The organism is Stenotrophomonas sp. GD03958, from assembly GCF_029839005.1.
Classification (GTDB): Bacteria; Pseudomonadota; Gammaproteobacteria; order Xanthomonadales; family Xanthomonadaceae; genus Stenotrophomonas; species Stenotrophomonas hibiscicola.
The window spans coordinates 1-15,251 of sequence record NZ_JAOBZT010000088.1 but is presented as its reverse complement, the minus strand read 5'-3'; the positions used below and the strand labels follow the sequence as shown (position 1 = coordinate 15,251).

Annotated in this window: 18 protein-coding genes; 9 read left to right on the top strand and 9 right to left on the bottom strand. The window is 66.5% G+C overall.

Going from position 1 to position 15,251, the window contains the following annotated elements; genetic code table 11:
- Positions 1–451: glutathione peroxidase (locus N5C25_RS18460; protein ID WP_279937574.1), on the bottom strand; the 451-nt coding region annotated here is incomplete at its 3' end.
- A gap of 130 nt (positions 452–581) precedes the next feature.
- Between N5C25_RS18460 and N5C25_RS18455 the strand changes: the two genes are divergently transcribed.
- Positions 582–2,750: a M3 family metallopeptidase gene (locus N5C25_RS18455; RefSeq protein ID WP_251101927.1), complete on the top strand. Its 2,169-nt coding sequence runs from the start codon at positions 582–584 to the stop codon at positions 2,748–2,750.
- 127 nt (positions 2,751–2,877) lie between these two features.
- Here the strand turns inward: N5C25_RS18455 and cfa are convergent, their stop codons facing one another.
- From cfa to N5C25_RS18440, 3 genes are read right to left on the bottom strand one after another with little or no spacing between them, the layout of a single operon-like run.
- The gene (gene cfa, locus N5C25_RS18450) at positions 2,878–3,993 is read right to left on the bottom strand and encodes a cyclopropane fatty acyl phospholipid synthase (protein ID WP_058981219.1); all 1,116 of its coding nucleotides are present in this window, start codon (positions 3,991–3,993) and stop codon (positions 2,878–2,880) included.
- Positions 3,994–4,010: 17 nt separating this feature from the next.
- The gene (locus N5C25_RS18445; protein ID WP_058981432.1) at positions 4,011–4,892 is read right to left on the bottom strand and encodes a DUF3298 and DUF4163 domain-containing protein; all 882 of its coding nucleotides are present in this window, start codon (positions 4,890–4,892) and stop codon (positions 4,011–4,013) included.
- A gap of 37 nt (positions 4,893–4,929) precedes the next feature.
- Positions 4,930–5,232, bottom strand: a complete 303-nt coding sequence (locus N5C25_RS18440) for a GNAT family N-acetyltransferase (RefSeq protein ID WP_279937573.1) — start codon at positions 5,230–5,232, stop codon at positions 4,930–4,932.
- Between the two features lie 209 nt (positions 5,233–5,441).
- Here N5C25_RS18440 and N5C25_RS18435 point away from each other — a divergent pair, with 209 nt between their 5' ends.
- Positions 5,442–5,603 (top strand): hypothetical protein, encoded by a 162-nt coding sequence (locus N5C25_RS18435; RefSeq protein ID WP_167692790.1) that lies wholly within the window; start codon positions 5,442–5,444, stop codon positions 5,601–5,603.
- A 41-nt stretch (positions 5,604–5,644) separates the two neighbouring features.
- Here the strand turns inward: N5C25_RS18435 and N5C25_RS18430 are convergent, their stop codons facing one another.
- Together N5C25_RS18430 and N5C25_RS18425 are read right to left on the bottom strand one after the other, a co-directional pair.
- Positions 5,645–6,271: a rhomboid family intramembrane serine protease gene (locus N5C25_RS18430; protein WP_058981217.1), complete on the bottom strand. Its 627-nt coding sequence runs from the start codon at positions 6,269–6,271 to the stop codon at positions 5,645–5,647.
- A gap of 7 nt (positions 6,272–6,278) precedes the next feature.
- Positions 6,279–7,844, bottom strand: coding sequence for an oligopeptide:H+ symporter (locus N5C25_RS18425; RefSeq protein ID WP_279937572.1), 1,566 nt, complete (start codon positions 7,842–7,844; stop codon positions 6,279–6,281).
- Positions 7,845–8,007: 163 nt separating this feature from the next.
- Between N5C25_RS18425 and N5C25_RS18420 the strand changes: the two genes are divergently transcribed.
- Positions 8,008–8,856, top strand: coding sequence for an endonuclease/exonuclease/phosphatase family protein (locus N5C25_RS18420; RefSeq protein WP_279937571.1), 849 nt, complete (start codon positions 8,008–8,010; stop codon positions 8,854–8,856).
- Between the two features lie 118 nt (positions 8,857–8,974).
- On the opposite strand, the gene N5C25_RS18415 is transcribed toward N5C25_RS18420, so the two are convergent.
- Positions 8,975–9,586 carry a superoxide dismutase gene (locus tag N5C25_RS18415; protein WP_005410310.1) on the bottom strand — a complete coding sequence of 204 codons (612 nt, stop codon included), beginning with the start codon at positions 9,584–9,586 and terminating at the stop codon, positions 8,975–8,977.
- A 221-nt stretch (positions 9,587–9,807) separates the two neighbouring features.
- Between N5C25_RS18415 and N5C25_RS18410 the strand changes: the two genes are divergently transcribed.
- Positions 9,808–10,260, top strand: a complete 453-nt coding sequence (locus N5C25_RS18410) for a ribonuclease domain-containing protein (RefSeq protein ID WP_251101924.1) — start codon at positions 9,808–9,810, stop codon at positions 10,258–10,260.
- Positions 10,260–10,673, top strand: a complete 414-nt coding sequence (locus N5C25_RS18405) for a barstar family protein (RefSeq protein WP_251101923.1) — start codon at positions 10,260–10,262, stop codon at positions 10,671–10,673. The genes N5C25_RS18410 and N5C25_RS18405 overlap by 1 nt, the downstream gene beginning before the upstream one ends.
- Positions 10,674–10,853: 180 nt before the next feature.
- On the opposite strand, the gene N5C25_RS18400 is transcribed toward N5C25_RS18405, so the two are convergent.
- Both N5C25_RS18400 and N5C25_RS18395 read right to left on the bottom strand, forming a co-directional pair.
- Positions 10,854–12,620: a hypothetical protein gene (locus tag N5C25_RS18400; RefSeq protein ID WP_279937568.1), complete on the bottom strand. Its 1,767-nt coding sequence runs from the start codon at positions 12,618–12,620 to the stop codon at positions 10,854–10,856.
- Positions 12,621–12,630: 10 nt separating this feature from the next.
- Positions 12,631–13,230 carry an NfuA family Fe-S biogenesis protein gene (locus N5C25_RS18395; protein ID WP_021203010.1) on the bottom strand — a complete coding sequence of 200 codons (600 nt, stop codon included), beginning with the start codon at positions 13,228–13,230 and terminating at the stop codon, positions 12,631–12,633.
- Between the two features lie 90 nt (positions 13,231–13,320).
- Between N5C25_RS18395 and N5C25_RS18390 the strand changes: the two genes are divergently transcribed.
- The 4 genes from N5C25_RS18390 to N5C25_RS18375 all read left to right on the top strand — a co-directional run.
- Positions 13,321–13,671, top strand: coding sequence for a 4a-hydroxytetrahydrobiopterin dehydratase (locus N5C25_RS18390; protein ID WP_279937567.1), 351 nt, complete (start codon positions 13,321–13,323; stop codon positions 13,669–13,671).
- The gene (locus tag N5C25_RS18385) at positions 13,668–14,084 is read left to right on the top strand and encodes an energy transducer TonB (RefSeq protein ID WP_279937565.1); all 417 of its coding nucleotides are present in this window, start codon (positions 13,668–13,670) and stop codon (positions 14,082–14,084) included. Before N5C25_RS18390 ends, N5C25_RS18385 begins: the two co-directional genes overlap by 4 nt.
- 86 nt (positions 14,085–14,170) lie before the next feature.
- A complete protein-coding gene (zupT, locus tag N5C25_RS18380; protein ID WP_019660453.1) occupies positions 14,171–14,980 on the top strand; it encodes a zinc transporter ZupT in 810 nt (269 codons plus the stop codon).
- Positions 14,981–15,131: 151 nt separating this feature from the next.
- Positions 15,132–15,251, top strand: a 120-nt coding sequence (locus N5C25_RS18375) for a transposase (protein WP_279937575.1), incomplete at its 3' end; no start/stop codon positions are given.

Genomic DNA, 15,251 nt, shown 5'->3' with positions numbered 1-15,251 from the left:
GCTGCTCCGGCCGGGTGGTGGGCGCATGCCGCGACACCACCTGCCCTTGGTGGTCGACCAGGAACTTGCTGAAATTCCACTTGATGCGGGCACTGCCGAGCAGACCGCGCTTCTCGCGTGACAGCCATGCCCACAACGGATCAGCCCCCTCGCCGTTGACCTCGATCTTCTCCGAAAGCGGGAAGCTGACCGGATAATCCAGCGAACAGAACTGGCGGATCTGCGCGGCGTCCCCCGGCTCCTGCGCGCCGAACTGGTTGCATGGGAAGCCGATCACCACCAGGCCACGCTCGCGATACTCCTGCCACAGCTGTTCCAGCCCGGTGTACTGCGGGGTGAAGCCACAGCGGCTGGCGACATTGACCAGCAACAGCGGGTGACCCCGGTACCCGGCGAGGGCCTGTGGCTGGCCGTCGAGGTCGCGGAAGCTGAAATCGTAGGCAGTGGTCATGGCGCTGAACCGTGGGCAGTGAATGCATGGTACCCGCGCCCGGCCGCGGCAACATGCCTTTTGACACAAGTGCGGGCGCCGCCGGCCGGGTTACCCTCGGGCCCTTGTTTGCCTTACCGGAGTTCCTGCCTTGACCACCCGCCTTGCCCTTGCCGTGGCCATGTCCCTCGGCCTTGCCCTGCCCGCCTTCTCGGCCAGCGCCGCCACCCCGGCCGCCAGCAGCACCGCCCAGCAGGCCAATCCGTTCTTCGCCGAAAGCCCGCTGCCGCTGCACTTCCCGCAGTTCGACAAGATCAAGGACAGCGACTTCGCCCCGGCCTTCGACGCCGGCATGGCGCAGCAGCTGAAGGAAGTGGAGGCCATCGCCAACAACAAGGCCAAGCCGACCTTCGACAACACCATCATCGCCCTGGAAAAGAGCGGTGATGTCCTCGACCGCGCGACCACCGTGTTCTTCAGCCTGGTCGGTGCCGACACCAACGACACCCGCAAGAAGCTGCAGGCCGACTACTCGGCGAAGTTCGCCGCGCACAGCGATGCGATCGCACTGAACGGCAAGCTGTTCGCCCGCATCCAGGCGCTGTATGACACCCGCAGCCAGCTGGGCCTGGACGCCGAAGGCGTGCGCCTGGTCGAGAAGTACTACGACAACTACGTGCGCGCCGGCGCCAAGCTGTCCGAGGCCGACAAGGCCAAGCTGAAGGAGATGAACGCCGAGCTGGCCAGCCTGGGCACCAGGTTCAGCCAGAACGTGCAGTCGGAGGTGAACGCCTCGGCGATCACCGTCGACGACGTCAAGGAACTGGACGGCCTGTCCAAGGAGCAGATCGCCGCCGCCGCCGAAGCCGCCAAGGCCCGGGGCCTGGAAGGCAAGTATGTAATCACCCTGCTCAACACCACCGGCCAGCCGCCGCTGACCAACTTGGCCAACCGCGCCCTGCGCCAGAAGATCTACGAAGCGTCGGTCAGCCGCGGCAGCCGCGGCGGTGAGTTCGACAACACCGCGCTGGTTTCGCGCATCATGCAGCTGCGTGCCGACAAGGCCAAGCTGATGGGCTTCCCGAACTTCGCCGCCTACAACCTGACCAACCAGACCGCCAAGACGCCGGAAGCGGTCAACGCGATGCTGGGCAAGCTGGCCCCGGCCGCAGTGGCCAACGCCAAGCGTGAGGCCGCCGACCTGCAGGCGATGATCGACCAGGAACAGAAGGCGGCCGGCAAGCCGACGTTCAAGCTGGAACCGTGGGACTGGGCCTTCTACAGCGAGAAGGTGCGCCAGGCCAAGTACAACTTCGACGAGTCGCAGCTGAAGCCGTACTTCGAAATGAAGAACGTGCTGGAGAACGGCGTGTTCTACGCCGCGGGCCAGGAATTCGGCCTGACCTTCAAGCAGCGCACCGACCTGCCGGTCTACCACGATGACGTCACCGTCTACGACGTGTTCGACGCCGACGGCAGCCAGCTGGCGATCTTCATCTTCGACCCGTATGCACGCGCCTCCAAGCGCGGTGGCGCGTGGATGAACTCCTACGTCTCGCAGTCCAAGCTGACCGGCTTCAAGCCGGTGGTCGCCAATCACCTGAACATTCCGAAGCCGCCGGCCGGCCAGCCGACCCTGCTGACCTGGGACGAGGTGAACACCACGTTCCACGAGTTCGGCCACGCCCTGCACGGCATGTTCTCCAACGTGAAGTACCCGTACTTCTCGGGCACCTCGGTGCCGCGTGACTTCGTCGAGTTCCCCTCGCAGGTCAACGAGATGTGGGCCGACAACCCGGTCATCCTGAAGAACTACGCCAAGCACTACCAGAATGGTTCGGCGATGCCGCAGGCACTGCTGGACAAGGTGCTGGCGGCAGCCAAGTTCAACCAGGGCTTCGCTACCACCGAGTACCTGGGTGCGGCCATGCTGGACCAGCGCTGGCACCAGATCGGCGCCGACCAGGTGCCGGCCGCCAAGGACGTGATGGCCTTCGAGCGCGCCGCGCTGGAGAAGGACGGCATCTACTACGCGCCGGTGCCGCCGCGCTACAAGACGCCGTACTTCAGCCACATCATGGGCGGCTATTCGGCCGGCTACTACGCCTACATCTGGTCGGAAGTGCTCGACGCCAACACCCAGAAGTGGTTCAAGGACAACGGCGGCCTGAGCCGCAAGAACGGCGACCACTTCCGCGCCACGCTGCTGTCCAAGGGCGGCAGCGTCGATGCGATGCAGCTGTTCCGCGATTTCGCCGGCCACGAGCCGCAGATCGAACCGCTGCTGGAAAAGCGTGGCCTGACCGGCGCTGGCAACTGATCGCCTGCGTACCGGCCTGAAATGGAAACCGCCCGGGAGACCGGGCGGTTTTTTTGTTGTGGCTGGGGTCGGAGCCCTTTTCTGCGAAAAGGGATCTGACCCCGGGGTCTCCGCCCCCGCGCTGGCTTCAGCGCGGCGCCACGTACCCACCCGGCACGCCTTCCGGCGACAGCACCAGCTGCCACAGCTGCGCGTGCCGGCAGCGGAAGGTGGCCATCGACCCGGCCAGGTAGAAGCGCCACATGCGGCGGAAGTGCTCGTCATAGCGCGCATCCAGCCGTGGCCACGCTGCTTCCACGTTGCGCCGCCATGCCTGCAGGGTCAGGTCGTAGTCGGTGCCGAAGTTGTGCCAGTCTTCCAGCACGAAACGGCCTTCGAACGCCCGGGTGATCTGCGCCGCCGACGGCAGCATCGAGTTGGGAAAGATGTAGCGCGCGATCCACGGATCGGTGCGATGCCGGGAGATGTTGGTGCCGATGCTGTGCAACAGCAGCAGGCCGCGCGGCGACAGGCAACGCTTGGCCACCTCGAAGAAGCCCGCGTAGTTCTTGTCACCGACGTGCTCGAACATGCCGATCGAGAAAATCGCATCGAACGGTTCGTCCAGCTCGCGGTAGTCCTGCAATCGGATCTCGATCGGCAGGCCCGCGCACAGGTTCCGCGCGAACTCGGCCTGCTCCTGCGAAATCGTCACGCCGACGCCACTCACACCGTAGCGCTCAGCGGCGAACTTCAGAGCTTCGCCCCAACCGCAGCCAATGTCCAGCACGCGCTGGCCCGGGCGCAGGCCCAGCTTTCGGCAGACCAGATCAAGCTTTGCTTCCTGCGCGGCATCCAGGTCACCGGCATGGCGCCAGTAGCCGCAGCTGTAGACCAGCCGCTGGCCCAGCATGGCCTGGTAGAGATCGTTGCCGAGGTCGTAGTGGCGGCGGCCGACCTCGTAGCTGCCCTGCCCGGCCTGCAGGTTGAACAGGCGCGCCTTCAGCGCATCGGCCACTTCGCGCCAGCCGTGCACCCGTTCGTCCAGGTGCGCCTGCATCAGGTGGACCAGGAATTCATCCAGGACGTTGGCGTCCCACCAGCCGTCCATGTAGCTCTCGCCGAGGCCGAGCGAGCCCTGGCCCATGACCCGCGCGAAGAAACGCGGGTCATGCACCTGGATGTCCTGTGGCTGGGTGCCGCCGATGCGGACCCCGGCTTCCTGCAGCAGGCCGGCGACCCGCTCCTGCAACCCTGTATCCACGCCACCTCCTCGTGCGGTCAACCGCGTGCGAACAGCTCCACGTAGTCCTTGGCCACGTGCGGCAACAGCACCGCCGCCGGTACGTCGGCGGTCTGGGTGCCGTCCGAGTATGGCCCCACCTGGTACGGCGGGAACACAAAGCGCAGCGCGGTGATCTGCCCCTTGTCGTTGGTCAGCGGCTGGAACTGGCTGAAATTGTCGGCCTGCGGCCCGGTACCGTCGGCGATCATGCGTGACGCGTTGCGCAGCGATTCCTGCAGCTGGGCCGGATCCATGTCCTCGCCGCTGAGCCGGGTGGCCACGCGTTCGCGCAGCTGGTCGGCGACGAAATCGCTGATCGCCTTCCAGCCCTTGGCGTCGGCCACCAGCTTTTCGGCACTGAGCATCTGCTGCTGCTGCGGCAACCACACAAAGCGCGCCACCAGCGGCTCGCCGTGGGCGCCACCGGTATAGCGGCTGCCATCGGCACTGACCACCACCAACTGCGGCGTTTCCAGCAGCTTCTCGAAGCTCAGCGACAGTTCGTAGGGCATGGTCGGCTTGTCATTGCCGAGCCCGTCCAGTGCCTGCTGCAGGTCGCTGCGTGCGCTGGTTGCGTAGTTCTGCAGCGCGCGCGCCAGGCCCGGGTAGCGATCGATGCCGGCCGGGTAGCTGATGCCCACCACTTCGCGCTCGTTGTTCTCGATCACGTCGCGCAGGTCCAGCGGCGCTTCCGTGGCCGGCGTTTCACCTGCGGCAGTGGCCTCGGCGGCGGGGGCCGCGTCGGTCGCCGGTGCCGGCTCGCTTTCACGCTGGCAACCGGCCAGCAACAGCACGCCCACCACGCCGGCCAACGCGCTGCCGCGCAGTGGCCGGTTGTTTCCAATCTTCATCGGGATCCCCTGTTCATGTTTGTACATCATTGCCTGCCATGGCTGAAGCGTGGCCCGCCGGCGTTCAGCCAGCGAGCAGATCGTGATACTCCTCATGCCGCTGCAGGAACGCCTCGGCGTAGGAACAGGCCGGCACCACCTTGTACTTCTGCTCGCGGGCGAAACGCAGTGCCACGCGGGTCAGCTCACCGGCGATCCCACGGCCGGCGATCGGCTCAGGCACCTCGGTGTGGGTGATGACCATGCGTTTGCGCTTGATCTGGTAGTCCAGCACCGCCAGCTGTCCACGCACACGGGCGGTGAAGCGATGGTTGGCCAGGTCGTGTGCGACCTCATAGGCCAGACCGGGGGGCGTGACCGAAGCCATGGAACTGTCTCCTGCGGCGACTGCGTGGATGGTGCGCAGCCGGGCGCCATGATCGCGTGAAGCCTGAACAGGGGCAAGTCTGATCCATTCACGTCAGTTTGCGACCCTCAAGCTGGAGCGCTGACGGCCGCTATCGCCTGTGGAGGGGTACGGCCAGCTTGGCACGCCCCTTGCGACCGTTGACCATGCGCACCCCCGCGGAGGCTCCGATGCACCCCAGCGATTCCCATTCAGATACTGACCGCGCCCTGCTGGAGGGCCTGCTGCAACTTGCGGTGGAAGGGCAGACCGAAGACCAGGATTTCCAGCGCATCGGCGAGGAAGTGTTCGCCCGCCTGCTGGATACCTACGGCCAGCAGCACACGCTCTGAAAACCGGGGCGAATCGTCACCGATTCGCCCCGCTACCCGCTTCAACCGCCGCCGAGGCGGAAGGTCGGGTTGGACAGTTCGCGCAGGAAGTGGGTGAAGATGCTCGGCTGCATGGCCAGCATGAAGATCACGCCGAACGCCGCACCGGCCAGGTGTGCGCTGTGGTTGATGCGGTCGCCGCCGCGCTTGTCCATCCAGATGCTGTAGCCGACATAGAACGCGGCATAGATGATCGCCGGTGCCGGGATGAAGAACACCAGGATGATCGACCACGGCTTGATCAGGATGAAGGCGAACAGCACCGCCGACACCGCCCCGGATGCCCCGAGGCTGAGGTAGTTCGGGTTCTTCTGGTTCTTCAGGTAGCTGGGCAGGATCGAGACCAGCAGCGCACCGATGTAGAACGCCGGGTAGGTCAGGTAGCTGCCGGTCAGCTGCACCATCACGCTCTCGATGAATCCCCCGAAGAAGAACAGGGTGATCATGTTGAAGATCAGGTGCGACCAGTCGGCGTGGATGAAGCCATAGGTCACCAGCCGGTCGTACTGGCGATGGCGGTCGACGGCCGGCGGCCAGAGGATCAGGCGGTCGGCCAGCTTGCGGTTGTTGAACGCCATCCACGACAGGAGGGCGGTGATGGCGATCAACAGCAGATTGACGGGGGTCATGTCAGGCTCAGGCGCTACGGTAGTTGTCGACCATACGATAGCGTTTCGCGTACCAACCGAAGGCCAACGCCGCGACGAAGGCGAAACCGGCGAAGAAGAACATCAGGAATGCCGCCTCGCTCAGGCCCGTACTGGCGATCTTGTGGGTCACCGCATCGTTGCGCACGGCAGCGTTGGACAGCAGCACCCACAGGTTGCCGATGGTGGTGGTCAGGTTCCAGAAGCTCATCACCACGCCCTTCATCGCCTGCGGCGCCTGGCTGTAGGCGAACTCCAGGCCGGTGGCCGAGACCAGCACCTCACCGAAGGTCAGCAATGCATACGGCAGGATCTGCCAGAAGATCGACAAAGCGTTGCCGCCGTCCATCACCACTTGGATGCCGCCGACCACGATCCAGGCCAGGCCACTGAAGGCGATGCCGGCGGTCATGCGGCGCAGCGCGGTCGGCTCCAAGCCGAAGCGGCGCAGGGCCGGGTACAGCACCAGGTTGTTGAACGGAATCAGGATCATCACCAGCAGCGGGTTCAGCGCCTGCATCTGCGAGGCGCTGAACCAGCTCGGCATCTGCATCTGCTGGCCCTGCAGGACCCAGGTCGAGGCCTTCTGGTCGAACAGCGAGAAGAACGGCGTGGTCAGCGCGAAGATCACCAGCACGCGCAGCACCGAGCGCACGCCTTCCACGGCTTCGGCTGGATGCTGGCCACGGGCCCGGTCCAGCTGCAACCAGGTGCCGCCACCGATGCCGGCGAGAATGGCCACCAGCGCCAGGCACAGGCAGATCACGATGCCCAGCGAGCCGACCAGGCCGAACGAGGCCGCTGCCAGCACCAGGCCGAGCACGGCGATCACCAGGCCCGGACGGCCCTGGCCGGCCACGCGCGTGGTCAGTGCGGTACGCACCACGTTGGCGAACGAATGCGGGTCCTTCGGCGGCAGCGGTACCAGCACGTAGCGCTTGCGACCCAGCCAGAACACGAAAGTGGCGATGAACATCAGGATGCCCGGGATGCCGAACGCCCACTGCGGGCCCCAGTTCTTCAGCACCAGCGGGATCAGCAGCGAGGCGAACAGCGAGCCGAAGTTGATGATCCAGTAGAAGGCGTCGAAAACGATCTTGGCCAGGTGCTTGTTGCTCTGGTCGAACTGGTCGCCCATGAACGAGGCCACCAGCGGCTTGATGCCACCGGCACCCAGGGCGATCAGGCCCAGGCCGAGGAAGAAGCCCTCGCGGCTGTTCTCGAACAGCGCCAGGCACAGATGGCCGGCGCAGTAGACCAGGCTGAACCAGAGGATGGTGTGGTACTTGCCGAAGAACCTGTCGGCCAGCCAACCCCCGAGCAGCGGGAAGAAATACACGCCGATCATGAAGCTGTGCATGATGTCCTTGGCTTCACCGGCACGGCCTTCGGCCGTGATTTCCTGCAGCAGCAGCGAGGTGATCAGGAACTGCACCAGGATGTTGCGCATCCCGTAGAAACTGAACCGCTCGCAGGCCTCATTGCCGATGATGTACGGGATCTGGCGCGGCATCTTTCCCTGGCCGGCGATGGGGGCAACTGCGTCGTGGCTCATCCTGTAAGGCATTCCTGCAAAGCGAAAGGCGCAAGGTTACCGGAACCGGGCCTTGCGAAGCACGCTGCAGGGCTGCATGACAACGGTGCCCATCCATGGCAGGCAACCGCGCTCCGTGCCGGAAGTCACGGCACCTGCACGACAAAAGCGTAAACTTATCGTTATGCGCCCCCTCCCCCCCGCCCGTCTCCTGCTCAGTTGCCTGATGCTGCTGATGGCGTTGCAGGCACAGGCGCGGCCGCAGGCACCGGCCACGGCGGCCAGCGAAAGCGGCTCCCGCCAGCTGACGGTGGCCGCGCTGGAGCTGCCCAGCCACGATGATGCGCAATGGAAGTTGCGCCGCGAGCAGGTCGCGCAGTTGCTGACCGACCTGCAGCCGGACGTGATCTCGGTGCAGCAGGTGCTGCAGCAGCAGGGCCGCAACCCGGCCTGCTGGCTGGCCAGCCGGCTTCGTTACAGCTGCGACTTCGTTACCGCCGATCCACCCAGCCAGACATTGCGGCATGGCAACGCGATGCTGACCCGGCTGCCGGTCAGCGAGGACGGCGTGACCCTGCTGCATCCTCCCGGCACCTTCAGCGCGGCCGGCATGATGCGGCTGAAGCTGGGCGAGGCGCTGGTCAACATCTATGTGGCACGGCTCCGCCCCGACCCGGACGAGGCCGCCGCGCGCCAGCACCAGACCAGCGACCTGATGACCTGGATTGCTGCCACCGCCGAGGGCATGCCCAGCCTGATCGCCGGCGACTTCTCGGCCAACACGATGGAACTGGTGCGCAGCACGCCGGGCTTCCAGCCGGCGCGGCGCAATCCCGGCGGCCGCGCCGAGGCGCCTGCGGCCAGTGGCGGGGGCAGCACTGGCCATGGTCTGGATGTGCTCTTCCAGGTCAAGCATTTCGACGGCATCCGCCAGCAGCCGATCCTGCTGCCGGCCGACGGCGACCTGCCGGGCCTGCGTCTGGGCGTAATGGCCACCCTGCGCCTGCAGGGCGATGCGGCCATGGCCGAATAGGTAGTGCCGGCCACTGGCCGGCATTCCAGGGCTGCCGGCCAGCGGCCGGCACTACCAATGCGGAAAACAAAAAGGCCGGGGTCTCCCCCGGCCTTTTCATTTCATCCAGCCAACGAGATCAGGCAATCGCTTCCTGGTAACGGCGCTCGACTTCGTTCCAGTCGATGACGTTGAAGAACGCGCCGATGTATTCCGGGCGGCGGTTCTGGTACTTCAGGTAGTACGCGTGTTCCCACACGTCCAGGCCGAGGATGGGGGTGTTGCCTTCCATCAGCGGGCTGTCCTGGTTGCCGGTGCTCTCGACCACCACCTTCTTGTCCGGAGTCACGCTCAGCCAGGCCCAGCCGCTGCCGAAACGGGTCAGCGCTGCCTTGGTGAAGGCGTCCTTGAACTTGTCGAAGCCGCCCAGGTCTTTGTCGATGGCCTTGGCCACGTCGCCCACCGGGTTACCGCCCGCGTTCGGTGCCATCACGGTCCAGAACAGCGAGTGGTTGGCATGGCCGCCACCGTTGTTGCGCACCGGACCCTGCAGGTTCTCCGGCAGCGACTTGAGCTTCTTCACCAGTTCTTCGACCGGCAGGTCAGCGTACTCGGTGCCTTCCAGCGCCGCGTTGACGTTGTTGATGTAGGTCTGGTGATGCTTGGTGTGATGGATTTCCATCGTCGCCGCATCGATATGCGGTTCCAGCGCGTCGTAGGCGTAGGACAGCTTGGGCAGGGTATAGGCCATGGTGCATCTCCTGATTGCGAGGGCACCCGACGTTGTCGGGCGGTGCGCGGTGAATGATGGGGACAGAACGGCAGATTACCAAGGGGGATGTAAAGGAAATTGCGTCCCGCCGGTGAGCACGACGGCAATTGTTACGCGGCGGTGACGCAGCCCCCTCCTCATGCGCCGTGCAGCGCGCAGGCGCTACAGTCCGAGCACCACCCTCGCCCGCTCCCTTGCCCATGCGCAACCCCCGGCTGCTGATCACCGCCATCGCCCTGCTGCTGCTCGGCCTGGTAGTCAACCATTTCATGCAGCGCCCGCCGGCGCCGCAGTTTGCGCCGGACCTGCAGGGTGCGCCTGCCGCGCGCGCACCGGCCATGGTCACGCCCGGCAAGGGCAACGGTCTGCCCGCCTTCCTGCCCGCCGAAGCCCTGCAGACGATCGCGCTGATCCAGCGCGGCGGGCCGTTCCCGCACCGCCAGGACGGCAGCACGTTCGGCAACCGCGAACAGCAGCTGCCGCAGCGTCCGCGCGGCTACTACCGCGAATACACCGTGGACACCCCCGGAGCGCGCACCCGTGGCACGCGCCGCATCGTCACCGGCGGCGATCCGCCGGAGGCGTGGTACTACACCGACGACCACTACGAATCATTCCGCAGCTTCACCGTACCGGCCCAGGGAGCGCAGTGATGAGCCATGACGATTTCGGCCTCGGCCTGCACGACATCAACAATGCCGGTGTCTACGCCATCGACAGCGACGACATCGGCGCCCTGGCCGCCGCAATGCGCGATGCCGGGCTGAAGGTGATCCGCATCGATCTGGAAGGGGTGGCCGACAAGCGCACCCTGCTCGCACGGCTGGCCGCGCAGCTGGATTTTCCGGCCGGTTTCGGCGGCAACTGGGATGCGCTATCGGACAATCTACGCGACCTGCAATGGCTGCCAGCCAACGGCTATGCACTGTTCCTGTGCGACGTGGACGCGCTGCGCGCCACCGCGCAGAAGGACTTCGACACCCTGCTGGACGTGATGGACGAGACCAGCCGCGACTGGCTTGGCCGCGACATCCCGTTCTGGGTGTTCCTGTCGCAGAGCGCGTAAGGTCACTGCCGTGGTGGATGCCGACCTTGGTCGGCATGCGCCGATGCCTTGGTAGAGGCCGACCTTGGTCGGCATGCGCCGATGCCTTGGTAGAGGCCGACCTTGGTCGGCGCTTCTGTGCCAACCAAGATTGGCACACCTACCCAAGCGAGCCTGCCAGGGCGTGGCGCGCTCCCTAGCCTACCGGCTCCCGTTATCTTCCTGCAGTTCTTTCTTGAACGGAATGTCCGGCGGTGGCCGCGCCACGGCCGGCTGGTCCTGCATGTTCGGATTGGTAAGGCCACAGCCACCACCGGCCTGCAGGATCGAGATCACGCAGGAAATCTTCGTATTGGTACCCGGCAACGGAATCTCCATTGCCTTTATTCCCTTGCGCACCCACTCGGCCAGCAGCGATTCCTGCGGGATCCAGTATTTGTCGAATGACGTGGGCGTGTAGTCGTAAGGCGGTCGCTTCAACCAGGTGCCCGATTGCGCGATGCGTTCCTTGCTCCAGCCATCGTTGGCACCACCGGGCGCACCGCGCTCGGCACGTCCATCGCCTTCCTGGCCCGGCACGCGGACGCTGCCATCGGCGTTGAACAGGCCACTGCCCTTGCCGGTGGCGCTGGCCTGGCGGGCGCCCTTGTCGGCGCCGTCCCGTTTGCGGCTCGACGCCCCCCAGTCATCGCCCTTGGCGGGCGTGGCCCAGTTGCCCGGATCGGGGGCCGGGCGCGCTCCAGCCTGGGCCGGTGCCGTGCTGGAGGCGGACGGCCGTGGCGTGCTGCTTTCGGCCTGGCGCGCACTGCCACTGGCCGCAGGCGCGGCCGTTGTCGCTGGCGCGCTGCCGCTGGACGTTGAAGGCGCCGCCGCGGGTGCCGACGCGACTTCGCGCTCGCGCACCTGCAGGTCACGGCCTGCCGGCGCTCGCACGGTCGGCTCGCGCCCGGCCACAGCAGCCATCCGTACCTGCGGATCGACCACGGCCTGCACTTCGCGCTCGCGCACCTGCACATCGCGCTGCGGCACACGGACCTGTACATCGGCCGTGCGCAGCGGCTGCGATATCGCCGGTGCATCGACCGTACTGATTTCACGCTCCTGCACCGGGATGTCACGCAGCTGCGGCGTCCGCACCGCGATCTCCGGCGCACGCAGTGCGGCCGGGGCCGGCGGCACCTGCACCGGCTGCACACTGCGCTCGCGCACCGTCGGTACCGTGTCGCGCGGCACGATGCTGATCTCCGTGCGCGGCACGCTGACAGGTGGCACCACGAAATCCGTACTGGCCTCGGCTACTTCGGTGGCCTGCACCGGAGACGGCGGCGGTGCCGCGACCTGCGCCGGCTCGGATTCGGCGGGCGGCGGCGGCACGCTGGCCACTGCAGCCGGAGCGGGTGCGGACGCAGCTGCCGACGCGGACGCCGGACGCGGCTCAGGCGCCGTTGCGGCCCCTGCGTTCTGGCCAGCTGCAACCTGGCCCGGCGGTGCAGCGGCCGCCGCTTCCGCACCTAGCTGATCGCCGCCGCCTTCCTGGGTAGCGCGACCGACGAACTCCACCTGCACGCGCTCGCCCTCGGCGCCTTGTTCTTCCGGTGCCGTGGTGCGGATCACCGCCACCCACAGCAGCAGCATGAAGAACAGCAGATGCAGCAGCGCACTGGCCAAGGCCGAGACGCAACGCATCCAGCGCTGGTCGCGCGGCGCAGCATCCCAGTCCTGCCAGAACAAGCGGCGCAGCGCCTGCCACGGCGACAGCTGCGGCGATTGACCGGGTGGCCCCGGCAACGGTCGGGGCAGCAATACCGCGATCACGTCGCGCGCGTGGTACGGCCGCGGCAGCGGCCCCAGCGAGCGCAGCCACAGCGCCCAGCCATAAGGCAGGCGCGTGGTCTTCTCGAGGACGGCGCGGGGCTGCTGGCGCGCCAGCAGTAGATCGATGAGTTGCTCGGCCCGGGTCAGAGGCACGCGTCAGCGATCAGGCGACGTTGTCGCGCGGGATGTACGGCGCGTGGCCGCTGTCGTGGTCGGTCGCGTCGCGCACGGCGGTCACGCCCGGCACGCGGCCCATCAGGGTCTTTTCGATGCCCTGCTTCAGTGTCACGTCGGCCATGCCACAGCCCTGGCAGCCACCGCCGAAGCGCAGCAGTACCACGCCGTCGGCCGAGACTTCCTGCACGGCCACCTTGCCGCCATGCGAGGCCAGCTGCGGATTGACTTCGTTCTCCACCACCCAGTGCACGCGCTCGACCAGCGAGGCCGCATCACCGGGCGCTTCACCCTTGATGCGCGGCGCCTTGATGGTCAGCTGCTGGGTGCCGGCGGTACCGGCGACGATGTCGATCTCGGCCCCGTCCAGCCAGCCGACGCTGCCGGCATCGACGTACAGGGTGAATCCTTCGCAGTCCACCGCCCACTCATCGCCGAGCAGGTCGGTCGGTTCGGCGAACTCCAGCCGGGCGTCGGCGCGCGGGGTGCCGGGGTCGACCGCGCTCAGGCGCACGCCCATGCCGGGCACGCCCTCGCGTTCGATCAGCTTGCGGAAATGGGTCTGGGCAGTGTCGGAGATCTGGATCATCAGGCTATTCTAGCCAAGTACGCGTCAGCCGCTCATTCGGTTTATACACCGTCCGGCGCATTGTTCAGTCAACACGAGGTGGAGATTCCCATGGCCGACCTGATTCCACTGGCCCAGGCCCGTTGCGTGCCACGCAAAGGCAGCGACCACAAGCTCGGCGAGGCCCGCCTGGCCGAACTGCTGCCGCAGGTTCCCGGCTGGGAGCTGAGCGAGGGCAGCCAGGCCCTGACACGCACCTTCCGCTTCAAGGATTACTACGCCACCATGGCCTTCGTGAACGCGCTGGCCTGGATTGCTCACCGCGAGGACCACCATCCGGACCTGGGCGTACACTACGACCGCGCGGTCGTGCGCTTCTCCACCCACGATGTGGGCGGCCTGAGCGAGAACGACTTCATCTGCGCCGCAAAGACTTCGGCCCTGACGGAGCAACTGCCATGAACGTTCGTTTGCTGAGCCTGTCCCTGATCGCTGCGACCGGCCTGGCCGGCTGTGGTGCCTCCGAGCCGCCGGCGCCGCCAGCGACCGCGCCGACCGAGGTGGCCGCGGTGAAGACGCCGCCGCCGCAGTACCCGCTTGAACTGGCCTGCATGGGCGTGGGTGGCACCAGCACGTTCAAGGTGACCATCGGCACCGACGGCAAGCCGAGCGAGGTCGCCCTGCTCACCGGCGCCGGCAATCCGCAGCTGGACGAGCTGGCCAGGACCGCCGTGCAGGGCTGGCAGTTCAAGGCCGCCACCCGCAACGGCCAGCCGGTGCCGGCCGCCATCCAGGTGCCGGTCAGCTTCAACCCGCCGCAGCCGAAGCCGGACCAGTGTTTCGCGATCGAAGAGCGCCTGCGCCGCGGCGGCTGATCGCGCGCCCCGACAAGGCCCGCCTCGCCCTACCCGCCCCGGGCTCATCCGGGGCGGTTGTCTGTTGACCAGGACCGCGTCGGCAAATGCTGCAGATTCCCCCTGAAAACGTCTGGATCGCGCTGGCGGTCACCCTCGCGGCCGGCCTGGCCACTGCCATCGGCAGCCTGCTGGTGCTGTTCTCGCGCCGCCCTAACCCGCGCCTGCTGGCCTTTGGCCTGGCCTTCGCCGGCGGTGCGATGGTCTACGTGTCGCTATCGGAAATCCTCAACAAGTCCATCGCATCGTTCGCATTGGCCTATGGCGAGCGCAGCGGCTTCACCTACGGCACCCTGGCGTTCCTGCTGGGCGTGATCGTCATCGTGCTGATCGATCACTTCATTCCGAATCCGCATGACAGCCTGGACAAGCAGGACCCCGCGTTCCGCGAAAACAGCCGCGAGTACCTGAAGCGGGTCGCACTGCTGACCTCGGTCGCGATCACAGCGCACAATTTCCCGGAAGGGCTGGCGACCTTCTTCGCCACGCTGGAAAGCCCGTCGGTGGGCATGCCACTGGCCTTTGCCATTGCCATCCACAACATCCCCGAGGGCATCGCGATCGCGGTGCCTGTGTACTTCGCCACCCAGAACAAGGCCTATGCATTCAGCGCCAGCCTGCTGTCCGGCCTGGCCGAGCCGGTGGGGGCGGCGCTGGGCTACTGGCTGTTGTCAGGATCGCTGTCGCACGCCACGTTTGGCTGGGTGTTCGGACTGATCGCCGGCGTGATGGTGTTCCTTGCGCTGGATGAGCTGCTGCCGGCGGCCAAGCGTTATGCCAAGGGCCACGAAACCGTGTATGGCCTGGTGGCCGGCATGGGCACCCTGGCGATCAGCCTGGTGTTGTTCAAGTGGTGAGGGGTTCCCGGCCAACGGGCTGAGCCCCCTCGCGGCTGGCGGAGCGACATTCCGGGTTGGGCCGGCCGAGGTGGGTTTGCGGGGGACGCCGTAAACCCATCCTTGAAGTGCCCCCCGGGAGTTGGACGCCAGATCCAACCCCGAGGGATACATGAACAGATACGACGCTCGTTTCAAACTGCAGGTTGCCAAAGAGGCCTGCAAGACTTCCACATCGGTCAAAGCCGTTGCTCGTCGCCACAGCCTGGAGGCCTCCACGGTCAGGCGCTGG

Coding starts and splice junctions, on each gene's coding strand:
- N5C25_RS18440 (WP_279937573.1), bottom strand. CDS start 5,232: ATGGCTTCGGTCACGCCCCCCGGTCTGGCCTATGAGGTCGCACACGAC.
- N5C25_RS18425 (WP_279937572.1), bottom strand. CDS start 7,844: ATGAGCCACGACGCAGTTGCCCCCATCGCCGGCCAGGGAAAGATGCCG.
- N5C25_RS18445 (WP_058981432.1), bottom strand. CDS start 4,892: ATGTACAAACATGAACAGGGGATCCCGATGAAGATTGGAAACAACCGG.
- N5C25_RS18415 (WP_005410310.1), bottom strand. CDS start 9,586: ATGGCCTATACCCTGCCCAAGCTGTCCTACGCCTACGACGCGCTGGAA.
- N5C25_RS18385 (WP_279937565.1), top strand. CDS start 13,668: ATGAACGTTCGTTTGCTGAGCCTGTCCCTGATCGCTGCGACCGGCCTG.
- N5C25_RS18435 (WP_167692790.1), top strand. CDS start 5,442: ATGCACCCCAGCGATTCCCATTCAGATACTGACCGCGCCCTGCTGGAG.
- N5C25_RS18420 (WP_279937571.1), top strand. CDS start 8,008: ATGCGCCCCCTCCCCCCCGCCCGTCTCCTGCTCAGTTGCCTGATGCTG.
- N5C25_RS18390 (WP_279937567.1), top strand. CDS start 13,321: ATGGCCGACCTGATTCCACTGGCCCAGGCCCGTTGCGTGCCACGCAAA.
- N5C25_RS18430 (WP_058981217.1), bottom strand. CDS start 6,271: ATGACCCCCGTCAATCTGCTGTTGATCGCCATCACCGCCCTCCTGTCG.
- N5C25_RS18395 (WP_021203010.1), bottom strand. CDS start 13,230: ATGATCCAGATCTCCGACACTGCCCAGACCCATTTCCGCAAGCTGATC.
- N5C25_RS18405 (WP_251101923.1), top strand. CDS start 10,260: ATGAGCCATGACGATTTCGGCCTCGGCCTGCACGACATCAACAATGCC.
- zupT (WP_019660453.1), top strand. CDS start 14,171: ATGCTGCAGATTCCCCCTGAAAACGTCTGGATCGCGCTGGCGGTCACC.
- N5C25_RS18410 (WP_251101924.1), top strand. CDS start 9,808: ATGCGCAACCCCCGGCTGCTGATCACCGCCATCGCCCTGCTGCTGCTC.